The organism is Hymenobacter wooponensis, assembly GCF_004745865.1.
GTDB classification, from domain to species: Bacteria; Bacteroidota; Bacteroidia; order Cytophagales; family Hymenobacteraceae; genus Hymenobacter; species Hymenobacter wooponensis.
Genome location: NZ_SRKZ01000005.1, coordinates 412,771 through 430,082, shown reverse-complemented (window position 1 = coordinate 430,082; position 17,312 = coordinate 412,771). Strand labels below are relative to the sequence as shown.

Annotated in this window: 18 protein-coding genes; 9 read left to right on the top strand and 9 right to left on the bottom strand. The window is 53.8% G+C overall.

Going from position 1 to position 17,312, the window contains the following annotated elements; translation table 11 throughout:
- Positions 1-50 precede the first annotated feature (50 nt).
- The 3 genes from EU557_RS18870 to EU557_RS18860 form a co-directional block, all read right to left on the bottom strand.
- Positions 51-845, bottom strand: coding sequence for a class I SAM-dependent methyltransferase (locus EU557_RS18870; RefSeq protein WP_135532022.1), 795 nt, complete (start codon positions 843-845; stop codon positions 51-53).
- 39 nt (positions 846-884) lie between these two features.
- Positions 885-1,304: a hypothetical protein gene (locus EU557_RS18865; RefSeq protein WP_135532021.1), complete on the bottom strand. Its 420-nt coding sequence runs from the start codon at positions 1,302-1,304 to the stop codon at positions 885-887.
- Between the two features lie 353 nt (positions 1,305-1,657).
- Positions 1,658-2,167, bottom strand: a complete 510-nt coding sequence (locus tag EU557_RS18860) for a hypothetical protein (protein ID WP_210116083.1) — start codon at positions 2,165-2,167, stop codon at positions 1,658-1,660.
- Between the two features lie 18 nt (positions 2,168-2,185).
- Between EU557_RS18860 and EU557_RS18855 the strand changes: the two genes are divergently transcribed.
- The 7 genes from EU557_RS18855 (at position 2,186) to EU557_RS18825 (ending at position 9,024) form a co-directional block, all read left to right on the top strand.
- The gene (locus EU557_RS18855) at positions 2,186-2,848 is read left to right on the top strand and encodes a hypothetical protein (protein ID WP_245326322.1); all 663 of its coding nucleotides are present in this window, start codon (positions 2,186-2,188) and stop codon (positions 2,846-2,848) included.
- 66 nt (positions 2,849-2,914) lie between these two features.
- Positions 2,915-3,214, top strand: coding sequence for a winged helix-turn-helix domain-containing protein (locus EU557_RS18850; RefSeq protein ID WP_135532019.1), 300 nt, complete (start codon positions 2,915-2,917; stop codon positions 3,212-3,214).
- A 49-nt stretch (positions 3,215-3,263) separates the two neighbouring features.
- On the top strand, positions 3,264-4,910 hold the full coding sequence (locus tag EU557_RS18845; protein WP_135532018.1) for a DUF4153 domain-containing protein: 1,647 nt from the start codon (positions 3,264-3,266) through the stop codon (positions 4,908-4,910).
- Between the two features lie 296 nt (positions 4,911-5,206).
- Positions 5,207-5,587, top strand: a complete 381-nt coding sequence (locus tag EU557_RS18840) for a hypothetical protein (protein WP_135532017.1) — start codon at positions 5,207-5,209, stop codon at positions 5,585-5,587.
- Entirely contained in the window at positions 5,584-5,964 is a 381-nt protein-coding gene (locus EU557_RS18835) for a hypothetical protein (RefSeq protein WP_135532016.1), read from the top strand. Before EU557_RS18840 ends, EU557_RS18835 begins: the two co-directional genes overlap by 4 nt.
- An 86-nt stretch (positions 5,965-6,050) precedes the next feature.
- On the top strand, positions 6,051-6,440 hold the full coding sequence (locus EU557_RS18830; RefSeq protein WP_135532015.1) for a hypothetical protein: 390 nt from the start codon (positions 6,051-6,053) through the stop codon (positions 6,438-6,440).
- A gap of 208 nt (positions 6,441-6,648) precedes the next feature.
- The gene (locus EU557_RS18825) at positions 6,649-9,024 is read left to right on the top strand and encodes a transglycosylase domain-containing protein (RefSeq protein WP_245326321.1); all 2,376 of its coding nucleotides are present in this window, start codon (positions 6,649-6,651) and stop codon (positions 9,022-9,024) included.
- Between the two features lie 76 nt (positions 9,025-9,100).
- Here EU557_RS18825 and EU557_RS18820 read toward each other — a convergent pair whose 3' ends face one another.
- From EU557_RS18820 to EU557_RS18810, 3 genes are all read right to left on the bottom strand, one after another.
- A complete protein-coding gene (locus EU557_RS18820) occupies positions 9,101-10,012 on the bottom strand; it encodes a TIGR01777 family oxidoreductase (RefSeq protein ID WP_135532014.1) in 912 nt (303 codons plus the stop codon).
- Positions 10,013-10,152: 140 nt separating this feature from the next.
- The gene (gene folE / locus EU557_RS18815; RefSeq protein WP_135532013.1) at positions 10,153-10,833 is read right to left on the bottom strand and encodes a GTP cyclohydrolase I FolE; all 681 of its coding nucleotides are present in this window, start codon (positions 10,831-10,833) and stop codon (positions 10,153-10,155) included.
- Positions 10,826-11,233: a 6-pyruvoyl trahydropterin synthase family protein gene (locus tag EU557_RS18810; RefSeq protein ID WP_135532012.1), complete on the bottom strand. Its 408-nt coding sequence runs from the start codon at positions 11,231-11,233 to the stop codon at positions 10,826-10,828. Before EU557_RS18810 ends, folE begins: the two co-directional genes overlap by 8 nt.
- Before the next feature lie 285 nt (positions 11,234-11,518).
- Between EU557_RS18810 and EU557_RS18805 the strand changes: the two genes are divergently transcribed.
- Positions 11,519-12,229 (top strand): DNA repair ATPase, encoded by a 711-nt coding sequence (locus tag EU557_RS18805; protein WP_135532011.1) that lies wholly within the window; start codon positions 11,519-11,521, stop codon positions 12,227-12,229.
- 121 nt (positions 12,230-12,350) lie between these two features.
- Here EU557_RS18805 and EU557_RS18800 read toward each other — a convergent pair whose 3' ends face one another.
- A complete protein-coding gene (locus EU557_RS18800; RefSeq protein WP_135532010.1) occupies positions 12,351-12,956 on the bottom strand; it encodes an inorganic diphosphatase in 606 nt (201 codons plus the stop codon).
- Positions 12,957-13,073: 117 nt separating this feature from the next.
- Positions 13,074-16,067, bottom strand: a complete 2,994-nt coding sequence (locus EU557_RS18795) for a M1 family metallopeptidase (protein WP_135532009.1) — start codon at positions 16,065-16,067, stop codon at positions 13,074-13,076.
- Between the two features lie 146 nt (positions 16,068-16,213).
- Here EU557_RS18795 and EU557_RS18790 point away from each other — a divergent pair, with 146 nt between their 5' ends.
- Positions 16,214-16,630 (top strand): hypothetical protein, encoded by a 417-nt coding sequence (locus EU557_RS18790; protein ID WP_135532008.1) that lies wholly within the window; start codon positions 16,214-16,216, stop codon positions 16,628-16,630.
- Positions 16,631-16,800: 170 nt separating this feature from the next.
- On the opposite strand, the gene rplS is transcribed toward EU557_RS18790, so the two are convergent.
- Entirely contained in the window at positions 16,801-17,181 is a 381-nt protein-coding gene (rplS, locus tag EU557_RS18785) for a 50S ribosomal protein L19 (RefSeq protein WP_135532007.1), read from the bottom strand.
- Between the last annotated feature and the right edge of the window lie 131 nt (positions 17,182-17,312).

The following is a 17,312-nucleotide window of genomic DNA, read 5'->3' as shown; positions in this document are numbered from 1 at the left end:
GAGCGGAAGCGCAGAAGCAGGTTCCGGCGGCGGGTTGCGCAAGCTACGGCTTACGGCGTAGTATCCCGCGGAATACCCACTAGGTACGTTACCTGCGGGCCCCACCAATGGCGCACTTTGCCGGCTTGCCAAGTAAAAGTGCCCGCGGGGTCGGCGCGGTGGGCAAGAGCGAGGAGCTGCTCCGGTGGGTACATGCGCAGAATAGATACGCAACCATCCCACATGGTGAATAATGGGATGAGCGGCACCAGGTAGGTGAAGAAAAGTCGGCTCCAGCGAAACGGACGGATGAAGGGCGTAATGAGCAGTTGGGCCACGGGTAGCACCGTAAGCGCCAGCCCAATTTCCGCCCAATGCTTGCCGGCCCCTTCAAATACACCAATGCCCGCTCGTTGGCGCACGGCATCCGCCAAGATTGCCTCCGCCAGGTGCGGTGAGAAATGGTGAAAGGCTGAGAATACCGTGCGGAAACCGCCCAGGCCAGGTGGTACGGCCGTAGCATCAACCGCAGTGGGCTCAAACTCCAAGCCCGGCGTGCGGCTGGCCAGCAGCTGCCACGCCGCCGGTTGTGGGTACAGGTCTGTAAGGCAGATGCGCGCCTGCGGGAGCCCGGTATTCTGTATCGTACGTAGCACACCTTCGGTACCGCCGCCGGCCCCGGCACCCAGTTCCAGAATGTGAGGCTGCTTGGTTTGCCGTAAGGCGTCTCGTAATAGGGGCACAATGGGCTGATAAGTACCCAGCGCGGAAATCATGAAACGCAGGTAATCCATCATGCCCGCCCGAATCACGCGCGGAAACCAGGGCAGGTCTTCAAACTCGAATAGCTGGAGGCGAACTTTCACCCGCGTACGTACGCAGAAAACGCTGCCCAGGCTACTAGCTTAGGCATGAGCCAACTCAGCGCGGGCCGCTGGGCCATACAGCCATAGTACGGTTAGAATGGCTGAGCCCAGATAAGGCAGCGATAAATCTAGTAAACCAATAAGTGAAGTAACGGGCAGTAGCAACAGCAACAAGTAGTTTGCCACCAAAAAGTACAGACTTACGCCCAGCAAAGCCATTGTCCGCCGGGGCCAATCGGAGTAGCGGGTCATGACGGCAAAAAATGGAACCACAAGGGGAATTATCACCATGGATACCATAGCCGCAACTAACCCCACCAGTAGGGCAATGGAATAATCAGCTAGCCGGTCGAGGGAGAAGTCAATCGTGAGCCACAAGGTACCGCCCAGGTTGCTAAGCAGCCACAGTAGCAGCGTCCGAACAAAAGTAGACTGAACGGAGGGGTAAGAGTTAATCATAACTGAGTGAGATAAGCTAGGCCACTAACCCGACTGCAATCGGAGGGAAGTGGGAATGGTTGAAGGATAAGAACACCGGGATTTACGTTGAATAAAAGCGCGCCAGTTTGCGTGTAAACAGTGTTTTTATGGGAATTTGAGGACTATTTTGACACCTTCATTCCTGGTTTGGGAAAGGTGAATTGGGCCTCTTCTTAAAGGGTAAAGGCGTTAGAAATAGATCATGCTTGGATTGAAGAAGCAGTATGGCAGACCTAGAGTGTTGCGTTCGATTCAGTAAGTGTAGCTCAGTTAAGATCAGCCAGAGGGTAAATAGAGTTTGCTGATTACTGGTAGCGGTTAAGTGAGTACCACTAAGGTAATTGGATGAAGAAGGTCATCCCTTTTTCATCTAGAGTCACCCACGTTGGATCTATGCCTTCGATAATCCATTTTGATAGGTCTTGCCCTCTCAAATACGTTTTAAGAGATAGTTTTCCTAGTCCCAAGTGTAAAGGATGTATTTGATGGGTAAGTGGCTTTTTCTTGCCACTTCTTCCTTCCATCCAAGCTCGCAAAATAATCTCCTTACTTTTTGTAACATGCTGGGGTAGATACTCTTCTTCCCATTCAGGGTAGAGTACTCCATCGCACCAGTACCTGCGCAACTCTTCGTTATCTGACTCAGCCAAAGCATGAGTAAAGGTGTACTCTAATAGAGTGAAGAACTCTTGAGTTAGCATAGAATGACAGGCCTGCTGAGAGTTAAATATGATGCAAAGAGTTATTACACTAGTTGTATTGATACTGGAGCCTCTAGCATTACACATAAAAATATAGCCAATGAGGCTTGCAATGCCGAAGAAGTTTGCTGTGCTTTGCAATACAAAGTGCTTTTAGCTATGATGCAGCCCGCCACCGATCCGCTTGCCCAGCTTACTGAGATTCGCGCCATCATGGAGCGTTCCTCCCGCTTCATTTCCTTGAGCGGCCTCTCCGGGGTAGGGGCGGGCGTAGTAGCGCTAGCGGGAGCTGGCCTAGGCCACTGGTTTTTGCTGCGCTGGTTTCCGAGCAGCAGCTACGGTACGGTGGGCTACCTGCGGTTGCTGCAAAGTACTGAGTCGGAAAGGCTGTTGGTGCTGCCCTATTTGTTGGGGTTTGCCTTGGGCATAATTGCAGTGGCCTTAGTAGTGGCTACGTTTTTCACAGTGCGCCGCGCCCGGCAAGCTGGGCTGCCCGTTTGGAGTGCGCTGGGCCGCCGCTTGGCCATTAGCCTGGCTATACCGCTGGTTGCTGGCGGGTTATTTTGCCTGGCGCTGTATGTGCGCGGTGCGGTAAGCTTGGTTGTGCCGGGGCTGCTGACGTTCTACGGCCTAGCTTTACTGAACGGTAGCAAGTACACGCTCGAAGAAATTCGCTGGCTTGGCCTCACCCAAATTGTGCTCGGATTAGTTGCTGTGTTGCTCCCCGGCTTTGGGTTGGCGTTCTTTGCGCTCGGTTTTGGGTTTGGTCACATCCTCTATGGGCTGCTCATGTACAACCGCTACGAGCGTAAACAGGCCTAGCTACTGGTTTACCATTCTCACCTTCTTTATGGCCTAGTGCCTGTTGCTTCCTCGGGAAACTTGCCTGTGAAACATGTTATCCATACGCTTAATAAAGCTTTTGACAACCGCGTGCGGTTGGGCGTAATGGCTGTGCTCATGGCGAACGAAACGGTGAGCTTCAATGAGTTGAAAGAAGCCCTTGACCTAACCGACGGTAACCTGGCCAGCCACGTATCGGCCCTTGAGAAAGCAGGGTATGTGGCCGTGAGCAAGCAATTCGTTGGGAAGAAGCCCAATACCACGTATTCAGCCTCGACAGAAGGAAAACAGGCTTTTCAGGACCACTTAACGGCCCTCGAAAAACTGCTGCGCCCAAGCGGCTAATTTTTTTGCCCCTATACTTTGTAATTCAAAGTTCTTTCAAATATTAACTATGACTTCATTTGCTTCACTAGCTGGTGCCGTGTCCGAGCCACGTGCACATCGGGCGCAACCTATTCCGCTCAGCATCCTGCAGAAATTGATGGTGCCGTTGGGTGCCATTGCCTTCGATGTTCTATTCTGGAATCAGGAGGTTGGGGTAAACTTGGCCCTGTACTCGCTGTTTGTGGTGGTAGTCACACTGCTAGGCTTGCCGCGTCATGCTCCCCAATGGAAGTCAGCTGGGTTCTGGACAATGCTATTGGGCACGCTTCTCAGTTCGGGCTTGGTAGTCTGGCTGGGGTCGGGGGCGGCGCGGCTGGCTTGTGTGGTGTCGCTGGGGCTATTTCTGGGTTACCGTAACCAGCCGTTACTTCGGCAGGTGGCCTACGCCTTACTCACGGCGCTGGCAAGTGCCACACTAGCGCTGCCCGCGCTTCTGCCTTACCTGCACCTACCAGTTGGTGGCTCGGCAGGCTGGGCCCGTGCTCGTTTCTATAGCCGGATATTACTACTGCCTCTCGTAACACTGGGCGTGTTTCATGTGCTGTTTTCCCTTGGGAGCCCACAGTACGCGGAGCTAGGCCACCGGCTTTTTGGTGCGCTAGAAGAGTGGCTCGGCCAAGTGCTGGCGGGCATATCGGTGCCGCACCTGTTGTTCTTCCTAGTTGGATTCGTACTCACGGCAGGAGCTATCGTCATCGTGCCGTATCACTACTTCCTCGATCAGGAGTCGCGCTTCGGGGAGTTTGTGCGGCGCCAACGCGACCGGGTGGCTTCCTTGGCCGTGCGGCGCCCCGACTTCAGCTTCAAGAAGTTTCGCACCCTTGACCTGCGCAAGGAGTATCTGGCGGCACTAGCTGTGTTCGGGCTAGTGAACGTGTTGCTGCTGGTAGTAAATGCCCTCGACGTCAACCTGCTGTGGTTTGGCTTTACGCCCCGCCCCGGCTTCGACCTGACGCAATTCGTGCATGAGGGTACCTACGTGCTCATCCTGAGTATTCTGGTAGCCATGGGTATTGTGCTGTGGTTCTTTCGCCGCAACCTCAACTTCTACCAGCAAGGCCTGCCCGCTTTGCGCTGGGGCGCTACCATTTGGGTGGTGCAGAACGTGGTGCTCGTTATTTCAGTAGGCCTGCGCAATTACTATTACATCCTGCACACTGAACTGGCCTACAAGCGCATTGGAGTATATGGCTTTCTGCTCCTGACCCTGTTCGGATTGGGAACCGTGCTGCTTAAAATCTGGCAGCGGCGCTCTGCTTTCTCTCTGGTTCGCCTGAATGCTTGGGCAGTGTATGCACTAGTACTTGGGCTAGCCGCGGGCAACTGGGAGGTTTGGATTACGCGCTACAACCTGCAGCCCCGCTTCAAGGAAGTGAATCTGGGCTTTCTGCTGGATATGCCCGAGCGGATGCTACCCGAATTGGCTGCCCGGGAGGCCGTGCTAGATGGCATGACGCGCATTGTGGTGATTAATGATTCAGGCTACGGCGAAACGCAATTCACTCCGGCAGAGGCTCACCGGCTGGTGAAGCAACGCTTGCAGCGCTGGAAAGAAGCCTATCCCCGCTACCACACCTGGCAAAGCTGGACCTACGCTGAAGCCCAGGCTTACGAAGAATTGTATGGGCAGCCCCAGACTAAGGTTGCCCCCTAGGCCAGTAGTAGAGGGCTAAATCAATCCGGTATTTCCACTCATTGTGTAGTCGTTATGACACTTCTTCCCATGTTCTTGACCGCAGGCGGTGGGCTCCTATGCGCTGCGTGCATAGGTGGCCTAGCCTACCTGCTAAGCTGGCGGGAGCTGGCTGCTACGCCCTCAGAGCGTGCTCGGCGTTTATACCTAGCGGTATTGCCTGGCGCTAGCTTTTTACTCAGCCTCTTACTCTGGACCCTACTGCACGTGATGCTGCTCTGGGCGCCGGGGGCTTCGCCCGCCGTGGCGGTTGCACCATGAGCCGGGCTGGTACTCCGCTGCTGGCTTCTCGCGTGTCAGCTGGCCGCAGCTTATCGGTGCTCATCCTAGCGCTGGCCGTGCTCTGGATGTGGAGCCAGTTTCCGGCCTGGTACGCGAGTGGTCACAATGACGCCATGGCCGCACATCAGCTGGAGCGCTTTTGGTTTCAGCCCTGGCTGCTAGGCCTGTTGCTAGCCGTCACGAACCTAACCACACTGCATTGGGGCACCCTTCCCCTGGCCTTGCCCAGCTCGCCGGGCAGCCTGCTTGATGCGCCGCAGTGGCAGCGCGATGTGGTGTTCTGGACGTGCGTCATTTTTCACATCGGGAGTGCTGCCGCAGTGGTAGGGCTTGCCGCCAGCTGGCTGCAGCTATGAGCCGCCAGAGTTTTAGCCCCCCTGACCCCATCGGGCGCCTGTTCCGCTTCGGGTTAAATACCGTGCTGCCCGCTGCTCCGGCCGGCTTCTGGTGGATGATAGGCCTAGGCCTATTCAGCCTACTGAATATAATATTCCAGCAGGAAATCTGGCCGCACACGCCGGGCAGCGAAAAGTGGTGCATGCTCTTGGGGCTTGTTTGCTTATTGGTTCTGCCCTGGCAGATTGGGCGCACTGCCAATCAGGTAGCCAACTCATTGCACAGCATAATCTGGCAATTCTGCTGGCGCTTAGCGGCCTGGAGTGCCTACGTAGCTGGTGGCGTGTTGCTAATACCCGGCGTCATCGGGATAAGCTGGCTGCTAATAGCTGGCTAATGGACGGCACCAATTGGGGGCTTAGCCATTAAGCCAGAAACCAGCCTCTTCTCCATTTCTAACCAAGACTTTTACTCTACCTCTGTATGCAATCTTCTGAAGCTGTAACCGCTACCGAGCAGTCTGGTGTAGCCATTGCTCTGGCTTGGGCTCAACAAATGAAGGATACTATCACCATCATACTAATGAACCTTATGCTGCTAGTGCCTATTGCTTGGCCGGGACTGATATTGTTTGGCTTCCGGTGGTCACTACTGAAAAAGTCAACCTCCTCAACAAAGTCGGCGGTACTATGGAGCTGCACCATTGTGCACGAGGTGCTATGCTTCATGTTATTTGCCTCTTTCTCGCCGTCAGACGAGGTCATTGGCTTAGTGCCCAACCACTATTATGCCTGCGGATATGCTATTGGAATAGTAGTGAGTGCAGTGAGCTTGCTGGAGATGATGTACCGTAGCTCTGCCTCGGAATATTAACTTCTATCTGTGTTCTGGAAGTGGTACGCAGCAGAGGAAGACTAGCAGTTATCTAACAGTGAGTGGCCTACAGACACTCGTTACCGACACCGCTCCAAATCTAACATGGCTAAAACGAGGGGCTTTTCATCTGCCACCCGCGCCTAACTGGTATATTTGCGCCTTAGTTGCCGGGCCGTAGCGCCCTATTCGCCTCAACGCGCCCTGAATGTCCGCACCAGACTCTCCGAATACAACTTCTCCCACCCAGCCCACCCGGAAATGGCCTAACATCCTTTCCCGAACCATGTGGGGCTTTTTTGTGGTAGGACTAGGCATATTCCTGCTGTACCCCATCCTGGTCAGCATGAACTTTCTGTTCTTGTTTGGCAAGTCGCCGAGCTTAGAAGAACTGGAAAACCCTAAGGTAGAGCAGCCCTCGGAGGTCTATACTGCTGATGGCGTATTGATGGGCCGCTACTTCCGCGAAAACCGCTCGCCGGTGCCACTCAACCAGATGTCGCCGTGGTTGACGAAAGCCCTAATTGCTACCGAAGACGTGCGCTATTACGACCACTCCGGCATCGACCCCACGGCTATTGCCCGGGCCGTGGTGGGCGTGGTGCGAGGTGGGGGAGGCGGTGGTTCTACCATCACCCAGCAGCTAGCCAAAAACCTGTACCGCACCCGGCGTGAGGAGAATACGGGTGGCCTAGGCCACATTCCGGTGCTGAATACCATTATTAGCAAGACCAAGGAATGGCTGACTAGTGTGGAGCTAGAGCGACGCTATACCAAGGAGGAAATTCTGCGTCTTTATCTAAATACAGTTGATTACGGCTCCAGTTCGTTTGGTATTAAAGTAGCCGCCAAAACCTTCTTTAGCACCTCCCCCGACAGCCTGCAGCCCGAACAGGCCGCCATGCTGATTGGGGCCGTGAATGCGCCCACGGCGTACAATGCCCGCTTTCACCCTCAGGCTGCCATGCGCCGCCGCAATCTTGTGCTCACGCGTATGGGCCAAGCTGGTTTCCTGACTGCTGCTCAGGTGCAGGAGTATCAGGCTAGGCCACTCGGGCTGCGCTACCAAGTAGAGAAGCACGTGGATGGTCCCGAAAACTACTTTCGTGGCGCTATCAGTCAGCAGGTGGCCGCGTGGTGCAAGAAGAACGGCTACGATATGTACCGCGATGGTCTCAAAATCTACACGACCCTCGACTCCCGCATGCAAACGTATGCTGAAGAGGCAGTGCATGAGCGTATGAAAGCCCTGCAACGGCAGTTTGATAATTTCTGGCGCAACCGCGGGCAAAATCCGTGGGTAGATGAAAAGGGCAAGGAAATCCCCGACTTTATCGAAACCCAGATCAAACGCACCGAGCAGTATAAGGAACTAGCGGAGCGCTATAAGGGCCGGCCGGAGCTGCTAGAAGAAGCCCTGCACCGCAAGCGCAACATTGCCGTCTTCACCTGGAAGGGTAACGGAGTGGACACTTTGAATCTTTCCCTGCTTGATTCCCTGGCCTACTACAAGCACTTCCTGCACGCTGGCATGATGACGATGGACCCGTTCACGGGCCAGATCAAAGCCTGGGTGGGTGGCCTAGACTACAAGTTTTTCCAGTACGACCATGTGAAACAAGGCAAACGGCAGGCGGGCTCCACGTTTAAGCCTTTTGTGTACCTCACCGCCCTGGACAACGGATACACGCCCTGCGACCGAATTCGAGACCAGCGAGTAACCATTAAGTACGTGGAGAACGGGGAGCCCATGGAGTGGCAGCCCGACAATGTAACCCGCGAGTATACTGGCATCAACATGACGTTGCGCCACGCTATGGCGCGTTCTGTAAACTCCGTTACGGCTCAGCTCACCGAAAAAGTAGGGTGGGATAACGTAGCAAAGTATGCACATAAAGTAGGTATCCGGAGCAATCTGTTGGCGGTGCCCAGCATAGGCCTAGGCTCCGGCGGCGACGTGAGCGTGTACGAAATGGTGAATGCCTACAGCACCTTCGTAAACCAAGGCTTCCGGCCTGAGCCCATGCTCATCACCCGCATTGAAGATCAGAACGGCAACGTCATTAAGCAGTTTGACCCTCAGCAGCAGCGCGTGCTCCCCACAGAAACGGCCTGGCTGATGGTGTACATGCTGCGCGGCGGCATGGAAGAACCAGGGGGCACCTCCCAAGCACTCTGGGACTACGAACTGTGGAAGAAAAACAACCAAATTGGCGGTAAAACCGGTACCACCAGTAACTACTCCGATGGCTGGTACATGGGTATCACGAAAGATCTAGTAACGGGGGTGTGGGTAGGTGGCGAAGACCGCAGCATTCACTTCCAGGGCTCGCAGCAGGGAGAAGGGGGCCGCATGGCTCTGCCAATCTTCGGCAAGTACATGGAGAAGGTCTACCGCGACCCGGAGCTAGGCATTACTATGGGCCCATTCCCGCAGCCCACCGTGAAAATCAGTAAGAAGTACAACTGTATTTCTGAGTCGGAGCCCCGGCGGAGGCGCGTTGAGGCCGTAGATACTATTGTAGTAGACAACCTGCTCGAGAATTTAAACAACGGTACCATGGCGGTGCCTGATAGCTTGTAGCGGAGCTATTCATCCGGCAAGTAAAAGCCCTACCTGTTGCTACAGGTAGGGCTTTTACTTATTAGCAAACGAAGCGTTACGCTTCGTTGTAAAACGACTCTAGAGCGGGCTTTAGCTCAGGGTATTCGTATGTAAATCCTTGGTGCAGGACTTTCTCTGCACTTACGCGCTGAGAAGCCAGCACAATTTCGCTCATCTCGCCCATCACTAGCTTAAGGCCAAACTCGGGCACTTTGGGTAAGACTAGGGGCCGGTGTAACACCTCGGCTAGTGTTTTAGTGAATTCTTGGTTGGTAACCGGGTTGGGCGAAACGGCATTATAGGTCCCTGCCCAAGTGTTTTCCTCCAGAGACTGAATAAGTAAACGGCACAAATCGTCTAGGTGAATCCACGACATGTACTGCCGACCTGACCCCAAGGGGGCCCCAGCCATCATTTTTACTACGCGAGCCAGGGGTACCAGTGCACCACCTTCCGGGCTCAGCACAATCCCAATCCGAAAAATAGCCGTACGGATATTGCCCTCAGCTACACTCTGAGCAGCTGCTTCCCACTGCTGGCAGACTTCAGCCAGGAAATCGTTTGGAGCGGGCGGCGTCTGCTCGTTAACCACGCGGTCATCCTGGTCGCCGTAGATGCCAATGGCCGAGGCGGAGATAAACGCTTGCACATGGTGATTGCCCTTGGCCAGCTCACGGGCTACCAGTTTAGTGCCAGCCAAGCGGCTAGACAAAATTTCCCGTTTGCGCTCATTGGTCCATTTGCCATCCGATACGCTACTACCAGCCAGATTGATAATGTAATCGGCATAAGTGACAGCGGCTCCGTCAATGGCACCTGCTTGTGGATCCCAGCGGAAGCCACGGTAACGAGACGCGCCGGGATGTCGGCTCAATAGGGCCACCTCATAACCAGCGTCAATCAGCATCTCAGCAAGACGAGTGCCTATTAGGCCAGTGCCACCAGTAATCAGAACTTTGCGGGACATTATAGAGAGTTGCCAGGTGGTAGAGCCGGTGATTTGTAAAGTTCAACCCGGCAGCATAGATAGAGATCAGAGACGCAAGCTAACAGGCAACTGATAACTCGCAACAGAATAGTTTGCGACAAGTGGCCCAGCAGTTGAGCTTACTTGCCTACCAGACGCAGAAACTCTTGCCGTAGCGCACTATCAGTATTGAAGGCACCACCGTATTCGGCCGTAAGCGTACCACTGCTGGTGTCATTCACGCCCCGGCTCATTACGCACAAGTGGTCGGCTTCAATTAGCACTGCTACATCATCAGTGCGCAGCGCCTGCTTGAGCTCTTCGGCAATCTGGCGGGTAAGACGTTCCTGCACCTGGGGGCGCCGAGCATAGTATTGCACCACTCGGTTGAGCTTGCTTAGGCCTACCACATGCTCACCCGGCAAGTAGGCCACATGCGCTTTTCCAATGATCGGGACAAAGTGATGCTCGCAGCAAGAGAACAGAGTGATATCGCGCTCTACCAGTAGGTTCTGGTACTGGTAGCGGTTCTCAAACAGCTTCACATCGGGGCGGTGCTCGGGGTTGAGCCCTCGGAACCACTCCTGCACGTACATCTTAGCAACCCGCCTAGGGGTACCGTTCAAACTATCGTCGGAGAGGTCAAGTCCAAGCACTTCCATTATCTCACGGAAGTGGCCGGCAATAGCAGTTATTTTCTCCTCATCACTGAGGGTGAAAGCATCGGAGCGGAGGGGAGTACGGAGCGACTCGGTCAGGTGACCATCGGCCGCCGGAGCTGCGCCATCCGCAGCGGAGGCCGCGGGCACTGGGTTATCCATGGTATTCTACAAAATTGCGTTCGGTCTCATACAGCGTGACCGACAGGCTTAAGTGAGCCGCCAAGTGGGGGCGTAACCGGTTCCATATCACAACAGCGATATTCTCGGCAGTAGGGTTGAGGTTGCGAAAATCCTCCGTGTCAAGATTAAGATTGCGATGATCAAAGATATCCAGAATCTCGCGCTTCATCAGGTCACTGAGCCGCTTCATATCATATACGTAGCCTGTATCTGGATCAATTGGGCCCGTGAGGCGCGCAATTAGCTCGTAGTTATGGCCATGATAATGAGGGTTGTTGCACTTGCCAAACACGCGCTGGTTTTGCTCCTCGCTCCAAGCGGGGTTGTGCAACCGGTGGGCAGCATTAAAGTGTTCCTTGCGGCAGACGGTTACTTGCATAGTCGAGATAGAACCTGGAAGAGAGGCTTTTGTTTGCACTCTCCAAAGAAGAAAAAGGAGGCGATAGTTTCATCAAAATCGGCATTTATAGGAACATATATATGTTGTTTTGGCAGTTAAATAATACTGCATATGAATTATTCAACAAAAATGGTAAATCTCAAAAAAAATCAATCTGAGGTGTGCGAAGTTGGCTTACAGTCTATTTAAATTTGATGAGTCGGATTCCTGTATTCAAGCCGAATTAACCTGTAAATCATTTCTTCTCAACTCATTCCATTCCATATGAAAAGAGGCGTACTCCTTTCTTTACTGCTGGTATTAGTACTATCAGTAACCAGCTTCGCGCAAAAGTCGCCGGTTGACGAAACGGACATGGCTATTAAGGGCATTCCGCGTAAAGGCCAGCGTGTTTCGGTGCAGCTTGACAGCAAGCGTGTAGAAGATTCTTGGAAAAAGAAGCTCGACACGGAGTTCGGAGGCAAAGTAAAAGTTGACAAAGGTATCTATACCATGGATGGTGTGGTTATCGAGGCAATTTCGAAAACCCCTATTCGTGTAATCAGCAAAGTTGACGCGGTACCAACGGGTACTACCGTATGGTGGTCGATTGACTTGGGTAACGCTTACTTGAGCAAAGACGCTACTCCCGTGCAGTGGAAGTCGGCTGAAGGCTATTTGAAAGATTTCGCTCGTATGCTCTACCGCGAAGACTTGGCTATTCAGGTAGCTGAGGCTGAAAAAGGCTTGGTATCGTCGCAGAACAACCACAACGCAGTAATTGCGAAGGCCGACGCTATCAAGAAGGACATCGAGAAGAACAAAGCTAAGAAGGCTGAAATTCAGCAGCAGCTGGCTCAGAACGCCGCTGAACTGCTCCAGTACAACAACATGGTGGACATGAACCTGAAAGAGCAGGAAGCCGCACGCGCCGACATTGTGAACATGCGCGTGGCTCTGGAAGCTGTAAAGGAGCGCATGAATAAAATTGAGTAGTCGTTAACTACGCGCATAAAAAAGGCCCAACTGGTTACCAGTTGGGCCTTTTCGTTTACTGGCGTCACTAGAAAGTTCTTAGCAAGGGGGAGCTTGAAATTTAAGGGTGGCCTAGCAGCTACTACTGTAATTGCGCCTTGATCTGCTGCTCCGCGAATTTCTCGTCCTTCCAGCCAGCAATACGCACAGCATTGGAGGGGCTGCGGTGTTGGAACCATACGCCTAGTGCTTGACGAACTGCTGGGTAGCGTCGTTGCAGGGTAGTCCAATCAGTAACGTCTGGCAGGATACGTTGGCCAGGGCGGGCCGGCACGGCGAGTATTACCTGCTCCAATGCCCCATCAACATCCAGCAGCACTAACCCAATGGGCATCACCTCTAGGATGGTACCCGCAGGCTGAGTTTCAGCTAGCACCAGCGCTTGCAAGGGCTGGAAGGTACTGGCTGAGGCCTCCGCCGAGCGAGTGCCTGGAATAAAGCCGTAGTTGCCAGGAAACGGTAGGAACTCCACTACGCGTTCTACACCTGCCTGCCGCATAGGCTGAAACTTGTGGGTCTCAGGGTCAAAATGCTGCTCGTGGTTAGTGCCCGCTGGAGTTTCCACCACTACTTGCAGCAGCCGACGTTCTTTGGAATAGGTAGGAAGGTCGGCATAATCGGTCTGGCAACTTACCAACAGGCCTAGGCCACCAAGCAGGAATCCGATAACCAAGCCAGAAGCACGCATGAGGAAAGGACGTAAGGAAAACAAGCATTCCGAGCCAAGAAGCTCCAGCCTGCTTCTAGGCCAGTGTCTTCTCAGCTCGGAATGCCAAGTAACTTAAAAAACCGACAGATTAGAACTCTATTGCGCTAGCTGCTCATCCAGTAACCGGAACGGATTGAGCTGCTCCAAGTGCAGTACAAAGCGAATACGATCGGTGAAATCTTTGCGGCTGTTGGGCAAACCGTCCTGGTACTGGGAGCCCGCCACCGGCAGGTAGAGCCGGAACACGTTCTTGAATAGCGGAAGTACCAAGCCCGCATCATAATAGAGGCGCTGAGCCCCGCGCGATTCGTACAGCGTCTGGAATTCCTTGGTGGCGCCAAAGTCGGCAAATACGGCTAGGCTGGTCACGGGCAAATCAGCTTCCAGGTTCAGGGTGCTCAGCCAGCGCTGGCTATTCACTTGTAGGCCACTCGTGGTAGGCACGTAGCTTTTGAAGGCACCGTCGCGGTCATCGGTCTGGTGCCGCTGCGCGGTGAAGGCATCCGAAATCTGCTGACGGTCAAGGAAAGCTGTTTGCCGGCGGTAGTCGGGGCTACCGCTCAGGCCCATATAGAAGTCCGTGAAGGTAGATGACTGCAGAAACCGGCCCCCAAACAGGCGGGCCCGCACTTGCTTCTTGGCTGAGTAGTAGCGCCCATAGGTGGCCGTAGCGCGCAGCAAAGTGGCTTCGCTGGAAGGAATGTCGTCGGCTTGGGACGGGATGAAGTGGTTCAGTTCCAGGTGCGCCGACCAGTTTTGCAAGGCATTGTTCTGCTGCACCCTGTACTCCAGCGTCTGAATGCTGCTGGTGCGATGCAGGTCTTCGTCTTTGATATAAGACAGAGTTCCCTTCAGCGTGTGCTGCGGCTGATCATAAGCAGAGTGGGGGAGGGTAAGCGTGATGCTGGGCTCCAGCTTGCGGTACCGCTCAAAGCGCTGCACCAATACCTCCGTCACCAGCTGCCGAACGTTCTTCTGGGGCAGCACATTCAAGCTGATGTTGCCGATGCCGTTCAGTTCATTGCGGTTGAAGCTGTACATGGGCATGGCCAGGAAGTTTAGCTTCTTGGGCGCAATGCTGTTGTTGTAAAAGGCTGCCCCCAGCATAAACTTATCGGAGGTGTTTGCCCCAAACACGGGCAGCCAGTTGACGGTATTCCGGTCCCAGCGCTCCAGGCTTGCCAAGGGGCGGATGTGAAGTGGCTCCCAGGTACGGAAAGAGCCAGTGACCTTAATGTGGTCGTCGCGGCGGTTAAGTTGGGGGGTGAGGTAACCAGGGTCAATTACTACAGAGGCTACTCCCTCGCTACGGAAGTTGAGTTGCACCTCATCGTTCTCGTCCCCTTTAGTAGTGCCAAAGACAGGCGTCCACTGAGTTTCGAGGACTTTTCCTTGGGCATCAAGCGTCGCCACGGGTACTGCGAAGGGTGCCGAGCCATCATTACGAACCAGTACTTTCACTTGCTGGTCTTGCACCAATATGTCGGATAGGGTAGCGTCGTAGTGCACCTGATTCGTGAGCATGTCCTTGAAGAACCAGTCAAGCTTCTGCCCGCTCACTTCCTCAAACACTGCCTCCATATCTTCGGGGTAGGGGTGGCGGAACTGCCAGCGCTGGTAATAGGCCTGCATAGCGGCATCAAACTTATCCTGGCCCAGGTAGCCCGCTAAGTACTTCAGTAAAGAGGCAGTTTTGCCGTATACAATGGTAGCGTAATTCAGCCGGCCATATGCCATTGATGTGGGGCCGCTCACAGGCTGGTCTAGGCCACGGCTAGCCATCATTTGGTAAGGCACCTGGTTCAAGGCTGTAGCATCTAGGCCATCTATATCGAATGTACGAGCCAGGAACGGCACCTTTGTAAGAAAATCGAACTGCCCGGCCGTGGGGTTTTCGCGCTCAGCTACCCGATTCTCCACGTAGGAGTTCACGCCCTCGTCCATCCACGGAAAGTCACGCTCATTGGAGGCCAGAATGCCATAGAACCAGTTGTGGCCTACCTCGTGCACAATAGCGGCGGGCATGGTAACGGTCACCATGGGGTACTCCATACCAGAGCCGGCACTGAGAGCCCCATCAACGGCTGTAGCAGAAGCATACGGGTATTCGCCTACCCATTGTGAATAGTAGGTAAGAGCGTCGTTGACTTCCTGAAGGCCTTTTACCCACTTCTCCGCCTCTTTATTAGTAAACATAACCCAAGAGGTCACTTGCTTACCAGAAGGCAGCGTAACGCCGCTTTTTAGCACGTTAAAGCGCTTATCGGCAAACCAGGCAAAGTCGTGCACCCGGTCCTGCACATAGCGGAGAGTTTTAGTCTCCGGAGCTGAGGCCGGGAAGCTGACGTCCTCCCCAAACTCTTGCTGAGTTTTCTTGAGTGCTGTAGCTGCGGCCAACTGGTCCAGGCGCGCCTGTTCATCGGGGTTTTGCAGCACGCCGGTGGCCCCCACGGTATAGTTGGCCGGCAGCGTAATGCGCACATCAAAGGTGCCAAACTCCGAGTAGAACTCACCCTGATCTAAGTAGGGCATCTGGTGCCAGCCCTTACGGTCGAATACGGCCGGCTTTGGGTACCATTGAGTGACTTGGTAGCTCTGTCCAACGTGTCCGAACCGGGAGAAGGAGTTCGGAATCTTAACCCGGAATGGGGTAGTAATCGTAGCGCTGGCGCCGGGGGCAAGTGGCCTAGGCAGCACCAGTTTGGCTATGTCGGGGTTGTTAGGGTCAAATTCCAGCTTGGCCGCTACACCGTTTACTTTAAAATCTAGGCCGTCTATAAAGCCACGTTGCTCAGCTTTTGCAAACTGATACGTCCGAAACCCATTACGCAATTGCTGACGGGCAAAGGCCGTAGTGTTGTCGCGGTATGCATTCGGCCACAGATGAAACCAGATATAAGACAGGGAGCTTGGCGAGTGGTTAACGTAAGTAAGCTCCTCTTGCCCCGTCAACACGTGCTGCTTGTCGTCAAGCGCTACGTCAATAGAATAGTTGGTTTCCTGCTGCCAGCTAGCTTGTGCTGGCCTAGATTGAGCCTGAGTAAATAGGGGAAGCAACACCAGCCAGGTGCCGGATAAAAGTTTTTTCATGCGAAAGGATAAAGGACATGGGCGGGTAATAACACGAAAGTACGGTTCAGCCACCGGATAGCCGTCCATAACCTTTGCCAACCTCTTCCGTTTGCCACAGTGTTCCCTTCCTCAACTCCGCAGCAGCGGCTCAACCAAATACTTCTATGTCCTTCCATAAGCAACCCAAAGACGATACGCAGCACCAGAACCACCTTGACGGCGCAGTAAAAATCCTGACTAGCGACCTGCAGGAAGAAGCCACCCGCTCGGGCCTCGATAACCACTTCCAGCGCTGGATTGAAGATCTGAAAGACGTTAACAACCCGGAGCTACACCAGATCGTCACGGATTTGCAGGCGCTGAAGGCACACTTCGGTGGAGGTACTATTGATAAAAACTTGGTGTCGCAACTACTCAGCCGTCTCGGGGCCAATACGAGCAAAGCCGCCGTATTTGCTGACAACCCTAATACTGCAGAGCGGGTAGCTAACTTGGGTGAAGCCCTTAGCGCCGCTGCTAAGCAAGTACAATCTCCCCAGACTACCCCTGAGCAGGACCTGAGTCAAGATTCTAACCGCTAATTACTTAAGTAGCGGTTGTGTCAAAATAACGCCGGCTCCTGTAGCTACATAATTGCAGATACGGGAGCTGGGCGTAATGCTAGGCCTGTAACATCGGCATAGCAAACTGTCAAACGCAGAAAAGCCGGCCTCCGTAAGGAAGCCGGCTTTTTTATTCTCAGAGAAGTAGCTTAAGCAGTTACTTTCTCGGCTACGTTCAAACGACGCTCCTTGATACGAGCAGCTTTGCCCGACAGGCCACGCAGGTAGAACAGACGAGCACGACGAACTTTACCACGACGGATTACCTCGATCTTGTCGATGTTAGGCGACAAGAGGGGGAAAATACGCTCGGTACCGATCTGGTTCGAGATTTTACGTACGGTGAAAGTCTCGCCGTTCGAGTTAGAATTCTTGCGCTGGATAACTACGCCCTGGAACTGCTGAATGCGCTCCTTATTGCCCTCACGGATTTTCACGTGAACATTGATGGTGTCACCGGCGGCAAATTGGGGGAAGCTGGCGCGGCGCTCCTTGGATTCCTGCTGAATAAAATCGAGTAGTACGCTCATGGCTGGAAAAACTGTGAAGGACGGCCGCGCCGTCCGAGGTTTCTGTTAAAGAGGCGCAAATATAGCGCTCTATTTTTGAAATGTGAAATGGTGAGTTAGCGAAATTGTGAGTTAGTAGTTCTAGCTGGGGT

Bases quoted from the DNA above. Each gene is read 5' to 3' on its own strand.
- EU557_RS18835 (WP_135532016.1), top strand. From the start codon at position 5,584: ATGAGCCGCCAGAGTTTTAGCCCCCCTGACCCCATCGGGCGCCTGTTC.
- EU557_RS18865 (WP_135532021.1), bottom strand. From the start codon at position 1,304: ATGATTAACTCTTACCCCTCCGTTCAGTCTACTTTTGTTCGGACGCTG.
- EU557_RS18805 (WP_135532011.1), top strand. From the start codon at position 11,519: ATGAAAAGAGGCGTACTCCTTTCTTTACTGCTGGTATTAGTACTATCA.
- EU557_RS18810 (WP_135532012.1), bottom strand. From the start codon at position 11,233: ATGCAAGTAACCGTCTGCCGCAAGGAACACTTTAATGCTGCCCACCGG.
- EU557_RS18840 (WP_135532017.1), top strand. From the start codon at position 5,207: ATGAGCCGGGCTGGTACTCCGCTGCTGGCTTCTCGCGTGTCAGCTGGC.
- EU557_RS18790 (WP_135532008.1), top strand. From the start codon at position 16,214: ATGTCCTTCCATAAGCAACCCAAAGACGATACGCAGCACCAGAACCAC.
- EU557_RS18845 (WP_135532018.1), top strand. From the start codon at position 3,264: ATGACTTCATTTGCTTCACTAGCTGGTGCCGTGTCCGAGCCACGTGCA.
- EU557_RS18800 (WP_135532010.1), bottom strand. From the start codon at position 12,956: ATGCGTGCTTCTGGCTTGGTTATCGGATTCCTGCTTGGTGGCCTAGGC.
- EU557_RS18855 (WP_245326322.1), top strand. From the start codon at position 2,186: ATGATGCAGCCCGCCACCGATCCGCTTGCCCAGCTTACTGAGATTCGC.
- EU557_RS18825 (WP_245326321.1), top strand. From the start codon at position 6,649: ATGTCCGCACCAGACTCTCCGAATACAACTTCTCCCACCCAGCCCACC.
- EU557_RS18820 (WP_135532014.1), bottom strand. From the start codon at position 10,012: ATGTCCCGCAAAGTTCTGATTACTGGTGGCACTGGCCTAATAGGCACT.
- EU557_RS18830 (WP_135532015.1), top strand. From the start codon at position 6,051: ATGCAATCTTCTGAAGCTGTAACCGCTACCGAGCAGTCTGGTGTAGCC.
- EU557_RS18795 (WP_135532009.1), bottom strand. From the start codon at position 16,067: ATGAAAAAACTTTTATCCGGCACCTGGCTGGTGTTGCTTCCCCTATTT.
- rplS (WP_135532007.1), bottom strand. From the start codon at position 17,181: ATGAGCGTACTACTCGATTTTATTCAGCAGGAATCCAAGGAGCGCCGC.
- folE (WP_135532013.1), bottom strand. From the start codon at position 10,833: ATGGATAACCCAGTGCCCGCGGCCTCCGCTGCGGATGGCGCAGCTCCG.